The organism is Proteiniclasticum sp. (assembly GCF_003514505.1).
Taxonomy (GTDB): Bacteria; Bacillota; Clostridia; order Clostridiales; family Clostridiaceae; genus Proteiniclasticum.
This window is the reverse complement of the sequence record NZ_DOPX01000022.1, coordinates 1-14,731: the sequence shown is the minus strand read 5'-3', so window position 1 is coordinate 14,731 and position 14,731 is coordinate 1. Positions and strand designations below refer to the sequence as shown.

The 14,731-nt window shown below is 44.9% G+C and carries 10 protein-coding genes and 2 tRNA genes; 3 read left to right on the top strand and 9 right to left on the bottom strand.

Going from position 1 to position 14,731, the window contains the following annotated elements; all coding sequences use genetic code 11:
• Position 1: 1 nt before the first annotated feature.
• The 5 genes from DEF30_RS07135 to DEF30_RS07115 form a co-directional block, all read right to left on the bottom strand.
• Complete coding sequence (locus tag DEF30_RS07135; RefSeq protein ID WP_294097661.1) at positions 2-343, bottom strand: PadR family transcriptional regulator; 342 nt, start codon at positions 341-343, stop codon at positions 2-4.
• Positions 344-486: 143 nt separating this feature from the next.
• The gene (locus DEF30_RS07130) at positions 487-648 is read right to left on the bottom strand and encodes a hypothetical protein (RefSeq protein WP_294097659.1); all 162 of its coding nucleotides are present in this window, start codon (positions 646-648) and stop codon (positions 487-489) included.
• Between the two features lie 308 nt (positions 649-956).
• The gene (locus DEF30_RS07125) at positions 957-4,430 is read right to left on the bottom strand and encodes a flagellin (RefSeq protein ID WP_294097657.1); all 3,474 of its coding nucleotides are present in this window, start codon (positions 4,428-4,430) and stop codon (positions 957-959) included.
• Positions 4,431-4,706: 276 nt separating this feature from the next.
• A tRNA-Leu gene (locus tag DEF30_RS07120) sits at positions 4,707-4,791 on the bottom strand.
• Between the two features lie 36 nt (positions 4,792-4,827).
• Positions 4,828-4,913 (bottom strand) — tRNA-Leu (locus DEF30_RS07115).
• A 333-nt stretch (positions 4,914-5,246) separates the two neighbouring features.
• Here DEF30_RS07115 and pulA point away from each other — a divergent pair.
• The 3 genes from pulA (at position 5,247) to DEF30_RS07100 (ending at position 9,593) form a co-directional block, all read left to right on the top strand.
• Positions 5,247-7,259, top strand: coding sequence for a type I pullulanase (pulA, locus tag DEF30_RS07110; RefSeq protein ID WP_294097656.1), 2,013 nt, complete (start codon positions 5,247-5,249; stop codon positions 7,257-7,259).
• A gap of 187 nt (positions 7,260-7,446) precedes the next feature.
• A complete protein-coding gene (locus DEF30_RS07105) occupies positions 7,447-8,349 on the top strand; it encodes an ATP-binding cassette domain-containing protein (protein ID WP_294097655.1) in 903 nt (300 codons plus the stop codon).
• Positions 8,349-9,593 (top strand): ABC transporter permease, encoded by a 1,245-nt coding sequence (locus tag DEF30_RS07100; protein ID WP_294097653.1) that lies wholly within the window; start codon positions 8,349-8,351, stop codon positions 9,591-9,593. The genes DEF30_RS07105 and DEF30_RS07100 overlap by 1 nt, the downstream gene beginning before the upstream one ends.
• Before the next feature lie 79 nt (positions 9,594-9,672).
• Here the strand turns inward: DEF30_RS07100 and DEF30_RS07095 are convergent, their stop codons facing one another.
• From DEF30_RS07095 to aroC, 4 genes are read right to left on the bottom strand one after another with little or no spacing between them, the layout of a single operon-like run.
• Positions 9,673-10,245 carry a lytic transglycosylase domain-containing protein gene (locus DEF30_RS07095; protein WP_294097651.1) on the bottom strand — a complete coding sequence of 191 codons (573 nt, stop codon included), beginning with the start codon at positions 10,243-10,245 and terminating at the stop codon, positions 9,673-9,675.
• Positions 10,217-10,843: a dephospho-CoA kinase gene (coaE, locus tag DEF30_RS07090; RefSeq protein WP_294097649.1), complete on the bottom strand. Its 627-nt coding sequence runs from the start codon at positions 10,841-10,843 to the stop codon at positions 10,217-10,219. The genes DEF30_RS07095 and coaE overlap by 29 nt, the downstream gene beginning before the upstream one ends.
• Positions 10,844-10,855: 12 nt before the next feature.
• Positions 10,856-13,480, bottom strand: a complete 2,625-nt coding sequence (gene polA / locus DEF30_RS07085; RefSeq protein WP_294097647.1) for a DNA polymerase I — start codon at positions 13,478-13,480, stop codon at positions 10,856-10,858.
• Positions 13,458-14,603 (bottom strand): chorismate synthase, encoded by a 1,146-nt coding sequence (gene aroC / locus DEF30_RS07080; protein WP_294097646.1) that lies wholly within the window; start codon positions 14,601-14,603, stop codon positions 13,458-13,460. Before aroC ends, polA begins: the two co-directional genes overlap by 23 nt.
• Positions 14,604-14,731 lie beyond the last annotated feature (128 nt).

Genomic DNA, 14,731 nt, shown 5'->3' with positions numbered 1-14,731 from the left:
CTTATTTTCCCTCCTTTAGCAGATCGTCCATGGTGGCTGTAAGTGCCAGCCACTCACTCTTTAACACTGTAAAAACCCGGCTTCCTTTTTCACTCAGCACATAGAACTTTCTGGGACGGCTTTCTGTGGTGTCCCATTCACTGGTGAGCAGCTCCTGCTTCTCCAGTCTTCGAAGAAGCGGATACAGCGTTCCTGGCTCTATAGGCACGCCCTTCTCCTCCAGCTTCTGTACAAGAGAATAGCCATACTCCTTTTCACCCAGCTGACTGAGGACAGAAAGCACTAGGGTTCCGCGCTTCAGCTCAATCAGAAACGAATTCAGCAGTTCATCCATGGTATTCATTCTCATCACCTCTTACTCATACTATAGTGTATGACGTACACTAATGTCAATATCATTTTATCGTACTTCACACAAACTTAAAAAATCAGCAGGCCGATTAAAGGTTTCCCTCAATCGGCCTGCTGATCTAACACACAATATGTCTATCTGAATAACGGTCTCTTTCTGTTGCTTCTGAAGCTATACCAAACTTCTTTCTTTTCGGTTTCTTTGAATAGTTTCAGACCAAACATCTCCAGCGGTGTCCAGATTTTTTTAAAATGATAATACGGCATACGTTCTCCCCCGTTTTTTAATGATGTCACTTACACTCACCTTAATAACACTTCATTATATATACTTATACTTATGCTTATAAACACATCCATTCCGTAAATAGTTTAAATCATATTTTTTATGGCGAATAAACTCTTGAAAAGTTACTATAATAATATCACGGATTATATTTAGATTCAATACGACTCGTTTCATGGTTTATACGGATATTCATAAAATTGTTTTTAAATATTCTTTGTTTTATTATAGTACTATTAATATATAAATGAAAAAAGCAACCTCTCATTTTCAGAAAGATTGCATTTTCATTTTCTTTGTTATTTTTTTATAATTCCTGTCAAGAAATGAGTGATAATATACTCTCACTGTTGTTTAGCTGATGTACTTGCAGAGCGATGACAGCCTGCTCCAAAATTGAACTTTTTATTTGAACCATCATCTCCTTGGCATAATCCACATCCATGATTCTGCTCATGGCAGAGGTAGTATTCTCTTCCAGCACTGCAAGATTGTTCGATATGACATCCAACCTGTTCTGATTTGCCCCTAGAGAACCCATCTCAGACTGTATTTTATATAGAAGTTGATCCACGATCCCAATGGTCTCTTCCGCATACTCTCTGGTGTCCAGCCGAAGCTGATCTGTGGTGAAGAGCATATTTTCCATGGCGCTGATATTGACATGAAAAGAATCACCACTATTTGCTCCAACTTGGAACTTGTAGGATTGAGGCATGAATTCCTTTATAAAATCAGCAGAATAATTCAATGTAATATCGTACTCGCTCAATCTGAATGTAAGCTGGTCCGAGAGAATTACCTTTCCTCCTTCGAGTTCAAAGTATAATTCTAATAGATTTCCGTCCTCATCCAGAAAACTTTCTTCTACTGCATTCACTCCATTCTTTTGTATTCTAATCTTCATATCTTCTTTATTAATGAAGGACTCGAAATTCTCAGAGGAAACCCATTGGTCCTCATATGGGTCAAACCCCATACCTCTGTCATCATATACAATATTCTCGACAGGAAACCAAGAAGCACTCAGGACATATCCTGATTTGTCTAATGCAGCATCCAGCCTTGCATCACCAACTAACACAACTTTGTTATCAATAATCTGATATCCGTTAAACCCATTGCTCTCATTCGCTTCATGGACTTCAGCACCATCCACATAGAGCTTATTCAGTTTGTGATCTTCCTTAATTAAAAACTCGGACTTCCCATCGATATACGAAATCTTGAGCGGTAATCCATCAAACAACGTAGGTCTGCTTGCACCATGGAGAGAAACCTGCTTTCCATTATATGTATAACCATTTTCACCATCATGGCGTATCTCTTCCAGCTTTCCTGCCTCATTCGTCCGGAATAATCTGAGGTTTTTAATGGCACTGTTTGCTTCGTTATAAAGCAAATCCAAAGAAACGCCCGAAAAAGAGTAATCATACGAATCGTTCTCAATACCCATGCTCTTATTTATGGTATTCATATATCTTACCGTGATGTGATCTCCTACTTCAGGCCTTTCGTCGCCCACAAGAATAACCTCTTGAGTATCTTTATTAAAATACCATCCACTTTTCCCCACTAGATCCGATGAGTCCTTAATAAACTCAATCTCACGATTGTTCTGGTCAAAGACCCCCAAACTCATCGAACCGTCTTTATCGTAGAAATCAGCATAGTCCAAATATGGAATCTTGATATGATAATTCGGAGAATCCACTTTGTAATCTTTCATATACTTCACAATGAATCTAGAGCTTTCATTAAATTTATTACTAGCATTTAGTTTCTGGGCGGCATCAGTAAATATTATGGAGGAATTGATACTGTTGTATGTATAGTCAACTCCATATTGAAGAAGAGACTCTTCTGCCCCATCCTTCCGATAAATCTCTATGGAATCCGGCTTCCCATCTTGATCAATATCATAAATATCAGGATTCAGCTCATATTTTGCATTGTTTTCATAATGGTATAGTTTATATTCTGAAGAGGCGTACCCTCCATAGTTTTCAAAATAGTATGCCTGATAGATTGGTATCCCTACTGAATTTATATTCCTAAAATCAGCTCTTATACCATCATTGATTTTTATCACACCCGTCTCTTTTGAGTAATGAAATGAATCTGTATCTGAGTCATCCATCTGATGACTGATCTCTTTCATCTCACCATTCTCCCTATAATATACCCGGAGAGCCTTATCTGTATCTGCCGATGCTTGAAGGTTATCTTCTTCGATAAACTGATCTACGGTGATTTGAGGATCTTCTGAATAACTGGAATAGAACACATTCAATCGTTCCGTATTTTGTGGCCTGAGGTTTCCGTAAAACTCCAGATATCCACTATCTATATCCACATACACACCATTCACCAACTCTTCAGGACCTGGTCTTTCAGCTAAAAAATTGCTGCTATCCAGTGTTTCTACGCGATAGGTGCTCTCTCCATTTTTTCTGATTGTAACATTAAGACTGATGGCACCTGATTCGCCCCGATAATTATAAAGCTTCATGTCAGATGGAATTCTGACTTTATAGACACTGGTATCTATATTCCCAGAATCATCCTGGTAGTCCCGATAAGAATACTCATGCGTACTGTTATAATTATCAAGCACATAGAGAATATCCTTTTCGTATTTATAGTAATCACTAAAAGAATGAGCTGTGTCTTCTGAGTACTTGTCTATAACACTTAAACTGGAGTTTTTTCTGCTATAGACCCCAATTTCAGTGAACAGGTTGTCTCCTTCCAATTGAGGAAACAGGTTTTCTTCTAACCGATATGCATACTCTATTTTTGCATATCCGCTTCCATTCCCGATGGTAATCTTCTGATCATCTGTATTAAAATCAATCGTCTTCTGCTTGATTTCTCCAGAAGTACTATAGTAGATGAGTTCCTTGCCGCTCTCTGATAGAGAAAATCCACCAAATCCCTTACTCCATTCAAAATCATAGCCAATGATCACTTTTGTCTCAACTGTACTTCCTTTGTTCTTGATAAAAGCACTTAACACGGAACCTGAATACTCCATTCTAATTGAACTGTCTTCTCCGAAGTTGTGAGCGCTTTTAGAGACCCCCTCGACCGTCAGCAATCTATTGTTTTTTTGTAAAAAAGATGGACTTTCAAGATTTTCTGTATACACTTTCCGTTCATCAAACTGGATTTGATTTGTAGCAAGTTTCACCAACGTACCATCTGCAAATCCCTTCGAATTGACATCTTTTGACGTCTGTTCAAAAACTGTTTCCTTTGCACCAATGGATACTTCTTCCCGATTGTCGATGGTGATTTCTTTCACTCCCAGATATTTTGATTCATGTACAAGACCCATGGATTTCATTTCTGTTCTTGTGATTCTACTGATACTTTGTGCTTGGTTTGACGCTAGTGGTTTATGAATATTGAACTCTGTCATTTGAACCGCACTGGAAATCACTTTCTTTACTTCATCCATCTCCAGCTGTATCACTTTCCGATCGAGATCCGATAAGGTGCCTGACGCTGCCTGAACAGAAAGTTCACGCATCCTGTGGAGTGCTTCATTCATCCCCTGGAGTCCCTTCTCCGCCACATCAAGGAGGCCCTTGGCATCCATGATGTTCCTTCTTGCCTGGCTGATGCCCCGCACCTTGGCATTCAGCTTTGTGCTGATGGAAAAACCCGCTGCATTATCACCTGCCCGGTTGATGGCAAGCCCGGAACTGAGCTTTTCCATTGATTTCTTTCTATTCTGTCCAATGGTTCTCAGATGGTCCCCATAGAACAGACTCTGACTTATCCTCATGTCTTCACTCCTGCATCCATACTCTGCTTCTTGAAAAGAAGCCTGCATCTCTACGAAAGAGATCCGTGGCAATCCTACCACAGTATAAATATCGAAGAAAAATTATATCTTTTAACCCTATTTATAAATTATTTTACTTTTTATAAAATACTTTATGCTTACATTATTTATATCTACATATACTAACATAGAGATATCACCCTGCATTCTATTCTACTGAATCACACAAGGATGAACACGCAAAAAAACTCTTTGCTATCACAAAGAGTTTTTTTCTGGTGCAGATGAAGGGAGTCGAACCCCCACGCCTCTCGGCGCTAGATCCTAAGTCTAGTGCGTCTGCCAATTTCGCCACATCTGCAGGTATAGAATTTTGAGCAAAAAAAATAATAAAAAATGGTGCAGATGATGGGACTTGAACCCATACGAGCTGTTGCCCGCTACCCCCTCAAGATAGTGCGTCTGCCATTCCGCCACATCTGCCTGTTTTTTATCACATGTATTATTCTACCCAGTTCAGCACGAATAGTCAAGGGGAAAATTCATGAAATCCTTATAAAATCAGCCGTTTTTTCCAGCAAGCCTCTAAAGGTCCTAAGGCTCAAGCTTTATAGAAACTAAAAAAAATTGATACATCTGTATTTACCATGACGTTCTCCCCATAAATTTCTATTTGAAACAAGTGGGATATTTTTTAGATAATCCTTGAGATATCAAGGAAACTTCTGTATTATAAACCTGTGACTTTCCCTTGGAATCCGCTGGAAAAGTGCAGCGTTCTCCAAGGAATATTAAAGAAAAAGGAACGAAAATTACATGGCAGAAAAACTAATTCCCACCACCGTCCACGGGGAACTCACAACCCTTCCTAAAATTCTCCCGAATTTTGAAGGTCTGACGGACTTTTATGACTCAGAATTCTTTAAAGAGAATCTCACCTATGAAGGAAAGGATCTCTTTATCCAATATGAAGAAGACCACATCCATGTGCGTCTTTGGGCCCCCATGGCCACAAAAGTGAACTTCCAGCTTTATAACAGAGTGGATGAACATATGCCATTTCTCACCTATGATATGGAGCGCAGCGAAAAGGGCACCTTTCTTCTGAGACTGCCCCTTATGGCCTCCAACCACTACTACCTCTTTGAGGTGCATCATGAGGAAACTCAAACCTATACTCCTGGTCCTTATGCCACAAGTGTTGGCGTCAATGGAGAAAAAGGCTATCTTCTCAATCTGAAAGAAACGGATCCAGAAAACTTCAGGACATATAAAGCTCCTCTTCTTGAAAATCCAGTGGATGCCGTGGTCTATGAAGTGCATGTGAGAGACCTCTCCAGCCACGAAGACTCCGGTATCAAAGCCAAAGGAAAATTCCTGGGCTTCACCGAAGAGGGTACAAGAAACAAAAAAGGACACAGCACCGGCCTTTCTCATCTGAAAGAGATGGGTGTCACCCATGTGCAGCTTCTGCCTGTCTTTGACTTCAACGCCTTGGATGAGCTTGGCGAAGACGGTGCTTACAATTGGGGATACGATCCTCTGAATTACAATGTTCCGGAAGGCTCCTACGCCAGCGACCCAAAAGATCCCGCCTCAAGAATCCGGGAACTCAAAAGCCTCATTATGAGCCTTCATAAAAATGGCATGGGCGTCATCATGGACGTGGTCTACAACCACACCTATGACGGACTGACCTCCAATTTCCATAAAACCGTGCCTCTTTATTTCCACAGAAGCAGCGGTGGAGAGTTCACAGACGCCTCTGCCTGTGGCAACGAAACCGCGTCAGAAAGACCCATGATGAAGAAATTCATCATAGACTCTTTGCTTTTCTGGGTAGAAGAATATAAGATGGACGGCTTCCGATTTGATCTTATGGGCATCCATGATACAGAAACCATGAGAGAGATCGAAAAAGCCCTTCGATCTGTAAAACCGGACATTCTTCTCTATGGTGAAGGCTGGACCGGCGGAAATAGCCCCTTACATGAAGATCTTCGTCTGGTGAAGAGAAACATCAGTCAGGTACCTGGCATTGGCGCTTTCAATGATGATATCCGGGACGGCATCAAAGGCCATGTGTTCTTCAATGAAAAAGGTGGCTTTGTCAGTAGCAGAGGACAAAGAGAATCCGTAAAATTCGGCATCACCGGTGCCGTAAACCATCCCCAGGTGAACTACAGAAAGATTCTCTATACAGATTTCCCCTGGGCGCAGAATCCAGGACAGAGCATCAACTACGTGTCCGCCCATGACAATCTGACCCTATATGATAAGCTGGAGGCGGCAAACAAAGGAGCCAGCAAAGAAGTTCTGAAAGACATGGCAAAACTTGCCAACACCATCGTCCTCACCAGTCAGGGCGTACCCTTCCTTCATGCAGGGGTGGAGTTTTTAAGAACCAAGTGTGGAGACCACAACTCCTACAGGTCCAGCGATGCGGTGAATGCCCTGAACTGGTCCCAGAAGTCCAGAAATATCGATGTGGTTCAGTACTATAAAGGGCTCATTGCACTTCGGAAAGAGTATCCAGCCTTCCGACTGAGAACCAAGGAAGACATTGAGAAGTATCTCAGCTTCTATGGACCAGAAGATCGAAACTTCATCTCCTATACCCTGAAAGATCCCAACGGGTTCTACACCCTACTCGTGGCGTTCAACGGTGGAGAGAACAGTTTTAAGCTGAGAATCCCCAGTGCTCACTGGGACGTACTACTGGACAAGGATGAGGCTGATATTCTTCCTCTATGGAGCACCAAAGAAACTTCAGTGACCCTGAAACCCTACTCTGCCATGATTCTCATGACCAGAGATCCCATTTCATAGCTCTTAAAGCCACAGCATCAGGACATCGTCCTTTGCTGTGGCTTATTATTTTCCCTTCTCACTTCACCATCAAAGAGTCTTCTCTCCATAGAATAGAGCAACATTACGCAGGGCTAGATTTGACATTCTCATATCCATGGTATATATTGTTAACAGTATCACAAATCGAAATAAATGAGGTGACAGTATGAAACTGGAAATCAGGAATGTACACAAAAGCTTTTCCGGTCAGAAAATCCTGAAGGACATCTCCTTTCAGGTGGAAAGCGGCAAAGCTATGGGATTCTTAGGCAGAAACGGTGCAGGTAAAACCACCACCCTGCGAGCACTCATGGGCGTCTTCAAACAGGACGCCGGTGAATTTCTCATGGACGGCAAGATTTTCAATCCTGACGACTATAAAGTGGGCTATCTTCCAGAAGAACGGGGCATGTATCCCAAAGAGGAGATCGGCCACCAGCTCCGCTACTTCGGTATGCTGAGAGGCGGAGAGAAGAAAGAAATCGAGGCGAACATCGACTACTGGCTGGGCAGAGTAGACCTTCTGGAATACAAGAAGAAAAAGCTCGAGACTCTTTCCAAGGGAAACCAGCAGAAGATCCAGATTGTGGAAGCCCTTGTGAACAACCCCGACATCGTCATTCTGGATGAACCCTTCAGCGGACTGGACCCGGTGAACTCCATGGTGCTGAAAGACATCATTCTGGAGCTCATCAAGAAGAAAAAGCTCGTCATCTTCTCCAGCCATCAGATGTCCTATGTGGAAGAGTTCTGTGATGAGATCACCCTCATCAATAAAGGAGAGATCGTTCTTCATGGAAGCCTTCAGAAGATCAAAGAAGAACGCGGAAAAGACAGATTGAGACTGAAAACCTCCGCATCAGAGGACACTCTATATTCTGTCCTTTCTCCCCACGGTCTGAAGGATCTCAAAAAAGACAAGCTCTCCTATATCCTTCATATGGCAGAAAATACAGAAGCAGATGCCATTTTAAGACCCCTTCTGGATGGTAAGGTGGAGATCGAGAGCTTCTCACCCTATTACCCCACTCTCACAGACATATTTGTGGAAACGGCAGGTGAAAAATAATGAAGAATCTATTGACCGTCTTTCAGTTTGAATTCCGGGGACTTCTCAAAAAGAAATCCTTCGTGATCACGACACTGATCGTTTGTCTTCTTGCCCTCATCGGCACTTCTATCCCTACCATTATGAAGACCTTTGAAGGGGAAGATGCTCCTGTGGAAGAGCCCGGTGAAGACCTGGGCACCCTTGGGATCGTCATTGAAAACAGCGCCTTGGAAGAAGATGTCCTGAAAGAGAGACTTCCCGGGTTTACCCTGGAGTTTTTCAAATCCAGAGAAGCCCTTCAGGAAAAGGTCCTGGACGGCGCCATGGACAGCGGCTACATCGTCACCTCCCCTTCTTCTTATACCGCTGTGGTGAAAAATGTATCCATGTTCACCGGTGGGGATTTCCTCTTTGATGAGGTGCTGAGAAGCTATAACGAGGACCTGGCTTTGGAAAAAGAAGGCTACAACCCTTCTGAAGTCAAAGAGATCCTCCAAGGCATCAGCATCGAACGTGCAGAAGAGGTCCTTGGAAAGGATTCTCAAAACAACTACTATGTGGTGTATGCCCTCATCATTGTGCTCTTTATGATTGTCATGTTCTACGGAAACAATGTGGCTACTTTGGTGGCCCGAGAAAAAAGCGACCGCACCATGGAAATCCTTGTGACCAGCACTCACCCAAACAGCCTGATCATCGGTAAGGTCCTGGCATCTGGTCTTGCTGGTATTCTCCAGGCGGGTCTCATCGCACTTTCCCTTTTTGGCGGCTATCTTCTGAACAGAGGAAACTACAGTCCGGAGATCCAGGAATTTTTGAAGCTCAGCATCGACCCGAAGCTCCTTCTGGTCTTCCTGTTCTTCGGCACCACCGGATATTTCCTGCTGCTGTTCCTCTACGCCAGCATTGGTGCACTGGTGTCCAAAGTGGAGGATGTGCCCTCGGCAACGACCCTTGTCACCATGTTCTCCATGGCGGCCTACTTCATCTCCCTCTTCACCTTGAACTTCCCGGAGAGCCTGGTGCTGAAAGTCGCCTCTTACGTGCCCTTCACGTCTTTCATGGCCATGTTTGTGCGCTATGCCATCAACAGCATCTCCTTCCTGGAGCTTGCCCTGTCCTATGGCATCCTCTTGGGAACCACTGCAGCCATTGCGCTGCTCAGTGTGAAGATTTACCGCTATGGTACGCTGAACTACGGAAACAGCGGCAATACCATAAAGCTTATCCGCACTGCGCTGAAAGAAAGTAAAGAATCCTAATAGACTTCATAAACAGAAAGAACTGCAAAAACCCCCAGAAGACTCATGAATAATGATATCTTCTGGGGGTTTAACGTTTCTAGAAGTCTTTATAGAAATACAGGATCCGGTAAATGGTCTCCCGGAACGTCACACGCTCCACATAATTTCTCGTCTCCTCAAAAGGAATGCTGTGAAGGACATCTCCACTGCCCACATTGCTGTCATCAAGCCATCCTTTGACCCGGTTGGGTCCCGCATTATAGGCCGCAAGCCTGGTCTCTTTCACAGGAAAACTCTCCTCCAGATAGGACAGGTAGTAGATGCCCATGCGGATATTCACTTCCGGCACATAGAGCATACTCTCTTCATAGTCCTTCATCTGAAGCCTCTTGGCGATGAAATCACCGGTCTCCGGCGTAATCTGCATGAGTCCCATGGCCCCGGCAGGAGATATGGCAGTGGTCTGGAACCTCGATTCTGTATGGATTAGGCCATACACGAGATACGGATCCACCCCGTACTCTGCTGCGTACTTTTCAATAAGATCCTCATGTTCCAGAGGAAACAGTCTGCTGTAAAGCACATTCCCTGAAAAGAACAGGAAACCCGCCAAAAGGAGAAGGAGAAAGATCACTCCGCCTTTATTTTTCTTCTTTTTTCTTTTTTTCAATATCTTGTCCCTTGATTTCTCCAAAGCCCAGTGACTTCAGAATCTCTTTGATCTGCTGATACGTTTCTTCTCTGCTGCCGCTGTTGTCCACCACATGATCGGCTCTTCTCCTCTTCTCTTCCAAAGGCATCTGGCTCCGGATCCTTGAAACAGCCTCCGAAACCGTCAGGCTATCCCGCTTTAGAAGCCTCTCCAGCTGCACTTCATAGGGTACAAAGACCGTCACGGTCACATCCACATCCTTGTCCAGTCCTTCCTCGAAAAGAAGAGCGGCATCGAGCACCACGAAGCTTTCCTTGGCTTCCTTGAGCCTTTTTCTTGCTTCCTCAATAATCTTCGGCATGATGACATCAAGGTACGCCTTCTTTTTTTTCTCATCCTGAAAGATGATTCTCCCCAGCGCCTTTCGGTCCAGCTCTCCCTTCTGAAAGATGAGGTCGCCATAAGTATCCTTCAGATACGCAAGGATCTCCGGATACAGCACCAGAACTTCTCTTGCCAGAAGATCCCCGTCAATGATTTCTATCCCTAAAGAGGCCAGATAAAGGGACACTGTGCTTTTTCCAGAGGCAATGCCTCCTGTCAGTCCAATTCTCATAAAAGTGCCCTCTTAACAGTCAAACCAGGTTTCTCCCACGGATTCCTCCGCGGAAAGCTTCACCTTCAGGGTCACTGCCTGTTCCATCTCCTCTTTGAGAAGTGCCTTCACCGTTTCCAGTTCGCTCTTCTTGGTGTTCACAATGAGTTCGTCATGGACCTGAAGGATGAGCCTGGAATGAAGGTTCTTCTCCTTCAGCGCCTCATAGACCTTCACCATGGCCATTTTCATGATATCCGCCGCACTGCCCTGGATGGGGCTGTTCATGGCAAGGCGAACGCCAGCCGCCTGAACGATTTTGTTCCTCTCATGAATCTCTGGAATATAGCGCCTTCTGTTCATGATGGTCTTCACAAAGCCTTTTTCTCTCGCCTCTTCCACAATACCATCCAGATAGTCTTTGACCTTGGGGTATCTGGAGAAGTAGATGTCCATATACTCCTTGGCTTCTTTTCTTGTGATGCCCAGGTCTCCAGCCAGGCTGAAATCGCTCATGCCATAGATGATGCCGAAGTTCACGGCCTTGGCGCTGCTTCTTTCCTTGTAGGTCACCTCTTCCAGAGGAACGCCAAAGACTTCGGAAGCCGTTTTGGTATGGATGTCGATGCCTTCATTATAGGCTTCGATCATTTTTTCGTCTCCTGATATATGGGCCAGCACTCTCAGCTCAATCTGGGAGTAGTCGCAGGACACGAGAACCGACTCCTCATCATGGGGAATGAAGAACTTTCTCACGGCTCTGCCCATCTCATGTTTGATGGGAATGTTCTGGAGGTTTGGTTCTGTGCTGGAAAGTCTCCCGGTGGTGGCCAGGGTCTGATTGAAGGTGGAGTGGATCCTGCCGTCCTCATCAATGGCAGATTTCAGCCCTACGATGTAGGTGCTGAAAATCTTCGTCACCGTACGGTACTGCATGATTTTTTCCACAATCTCATGTTTGTCTTTCAATGCTTCCAGCACTTCCACATTGGTGGAGTATCCGGTCTTGGTCTTCTTGATCACAGGAAGGTCCAGTTTTTCAAAAAGAATCACACCCAGCTGCTTCGGCGAGTTGATGTTGAAGGATTCTCCCGCCAGCTCATAAACTTCCGCTTCCAGGGCATCGATGTCTTTTTTAAAGGTCACATTCATCTCATCCAGGAGCTTCTCATCCACATGGAACCCTTCGATCTCCATATCCGCAAGGATGGACGTCAGCGGCAGCTCCACTTCATAAAAGAGCGGCAGAAGCTCTGTTTCTTCCATTTCCTTGTTCTGCTTCTCATACAGGTCATAGAGCCTTCTGCCAAGGAAAATCTCTTTGTCTGTCCCTTCCGGTACCCGGATGTCAGGAAGAACTTTCAGCATCAGGTCCTGAAGCTGAAGCTTCCCATCGGCAGGCTCCAGAAGATACGCCGCAAGGTTCGCATCAAAATGGATGCCCCCAACTAGAATGCCCAGCCTTCTTAAAACCGTGACCCCGTCTTTCATATCAAAGGAAATTTTCTTTACGCTCTCCTCTTCCAGTAGGTCCTTTAGAAGCGCCACAGCGGAGTCCTCTTTGAAAAGCTCCTCTGTATGGAGATAGAGGCTGGTCTCTTTGGAGGAAAGGACCATCCACTGCATGGTTCTTTCTGAGAGCTTGGCAGCATGGTGCACAGAAAAGAGCACCGACAGCGGATCCTCTCCCAGGGTCTTTTTCAGCTCTTTCAGACCGTCTTTCAGACCTTCCGCATCTTTCACCTCCACATAGGGAATCTTTTCCAGTGGCTCTTCCTCTTTCTTTTCCTCCGGTGTAATGGAGAGCTTTGAAAGGAGGCTCTTAAACTCCAGCTCCGAGAACATTTTCCGTAGCGCATTCTCGTCATATCCGTCATCACTTCTGAACTGCTCCAGATCCAGATCAATCTGCACATCCCGGATGATGGTGGCAAGGCGCTTGGAGAAGATGGCATCTTCCTGATACTCTATGAGGTTCTCCCGGACTTTCTTCATGGTTACAGACTCTACGTTCTCCAGAAGATTTTCGATGGATCCGTATTCCTTGATAAGCTTAAAGGCTGTTTTTTCACCAATCCCAGGCACACCCTTGATGTTATCAGAAGGATCTCCCATGAGGCCTTTCACATCAATGAACTGAGTAGGTGTGATTTCAAACTCTTCGATGAACTTCTTCTCATCGTAGGTTTCGACAACACTGACGCCTTTTTTGGTGATGACTACTTTGGTCTTCTCCGAAGCCAGCTGCAGCGTATCCTTGTCTCCTGAAAGCACATAGACTTCATCCCCATCTTCTTCTGCAAGTCTCGATAGTGTTCCGATGAGATCATCCGCCTCAAATCCATCAATCTCCATGATGTCCACGGCCATATAACCGAGTATCTCTTTCAGAATGGGAAACTGGGTAGCCAGCTCCTCAGGCATTCTCTTTCTTCCCGCTTTATAGGCGTCATACTCCAGGTGCCTGAAGGTGGGGGCTTTTCTGTCAAAGGCGCAGACCACATAGTCTGGAGTGAGATCTCCACGGATCTTCATCATCATATTGATGAAGCCGTAAATGGCCCCGGTATGCTGTCCCTTAGAGGTCATAAAGTTCGGGTTCGCATAAAAGGCACGGTTCATGATGCTGTTGCCGTCAATAATCAGTAGTCTTTTCATAAATTTCTCCTATTCTTATCTTTCTCACTTCAATGGCTGCAAGGAGCTCCTCTTTGTTGTCCCTGGAGAAAGTGTTCAGTATTTCTTTTAAAAGCTCAAAGGCCAGCACATGCTCCACCACAATGGAAAGCGGCACCACCGCTGTCACATCGCTTCTCTCATATCTGGAATCAGAGTTCTTCCTGGTCTTGAGATCCACCGATGGAAGCTTCAGTAGAAGGCTTGGTATGGGCTTCATATAGCAGTAGACTTCCAGCTGCTCTCCATTGGAGATGCCTCCTTCAATGCCTCCGGCATGATTGGAGGTGCGGACGATCTTTCCATCCTCATAGGTGATACCGTCATGATAGAGGGCCCCTGTGGCGATGTAGAAGGGATTTCCGATGGATACCTGCTTCACCCCTTGAATGGACATGAGGGCACCAGAAAGGATCCCATCCAGTCTCCTGTCATAATGCATGAAAGACCCGAGGCCTTCCATCACCCCCTCACAGGAAGCGTAGACCCAGCCACCTAAAGAATCGCCGTTTTTCTTGGCGGAATCCACCAGAGCCATGAACTCCTCCTGATGCCGCAGGACCCTCATGGGACTCTTCTCTATGAGATCATAAAGTCCATCGTCAAAGAGGTCGCAGAAGGTGTCATTGAGTCCATAAAGGGTCTGGACCTTGGACCGGATTGTAACGCCAAGCTCTTTCAGCACCTCCTTACAGACAGCACCCACAGCCGTTCTAATGGCCGTTTCTCTGGCGGAGCTTCTTTCAATGCTGTTTCGCAGGTTTCCTGTGGCATATTTGTATTCTCCGGTAAGATCTGCGTGACCCGGTCTTGGAATAGAGACGAAGGTTTCTTCTTTCGACTTCAGACGCCAGTTCTCATAGTCTCTGTTCTGAATGAGAAGGGTCATGGGTGCACCTGTGGTTTTTCCCTCAGAAAGACCTGAGATGATTTCCACAGAGTCTTTCTCAATCTTCATGCGGCCTCCGCGGCCATACCCTTTCTGTCTTCTTTCCAGTTCTTTATTGATGTTCTCTATATTCACGGGAAAATTGGCTGGAAGGCCTTCCAGCACGGCGCAAAGTCCTCTTCCGTGGGATTCTCCCGCATCCAGAAATCGTAGCATCAGATCACCTCTTCTTTCAGTGTTTCTATCTTCCATTATAGCCTAGATAAGGGCATAAAAAATAGGAATCTTCCGAAAAGATTCCTAATAAACTGTGAGTTTTTAATTGACACTCCCACAGCTAAAGC

Excerpts from the sequence above, each read along its gene's own strand:
- DEF30_RS07135 (WP_294097661.1), bottom strand. The coding sequence starts at position 343 with ATGAATACCATGGATGAACTGCTGAATTCGTTTCTGATTGAGCTGAAG.
- DEF30_RS07125 (WP_294097657.1), bottom strand. The coding sequence starts at position 4,430 with ATGAGGATAAGTCAGAGTCTGTTCTATGGGGACCATCTGAGAACCATT.
- pulA (WP_294097656.1), top strand. The coding sequence starts at position 5,247 with ATGGCAGAAAAACTAATTCCCACCACCGTCCACGGGGAACTCACAACC.
- DEF30_RS07105 (WP_294097655.1), top strand. The coding sequence starts at position 7,447 with ATGAAACTGGAAATCAGGAATGTACACAAAAGCTTTTCCGGTCAGAAA.
- DEF30_RS07100 (WP_294097653.1), top strand. The coding sequence starts at position 8,349 with ATGAAGAATCTATTGACCGTCTTTCAGTTTGAATTCCGGGGACTTCTC.
- coaE (WP_294097649.1), bottom strand. The coding sequence starts at position 10,843 with ATGAGAATTGGACTGACAGGAGGCATTGCCTCTGGAAAAAGCACAGTG.
- polA (WP_294097647.1), bottom strand. The coding sequence starts at position 13,480 with ATGAAAAGACTACTGATTATTGACGGCAACAGCATCATGAACCGTGCC.
- aroC (WP_294097646.1), bottom strand. The coding sequence starts at position 14,603 with ATGCTACGATTTCTGGATGCGGGAGAATCCCACGGAAGAGGACTTTGC.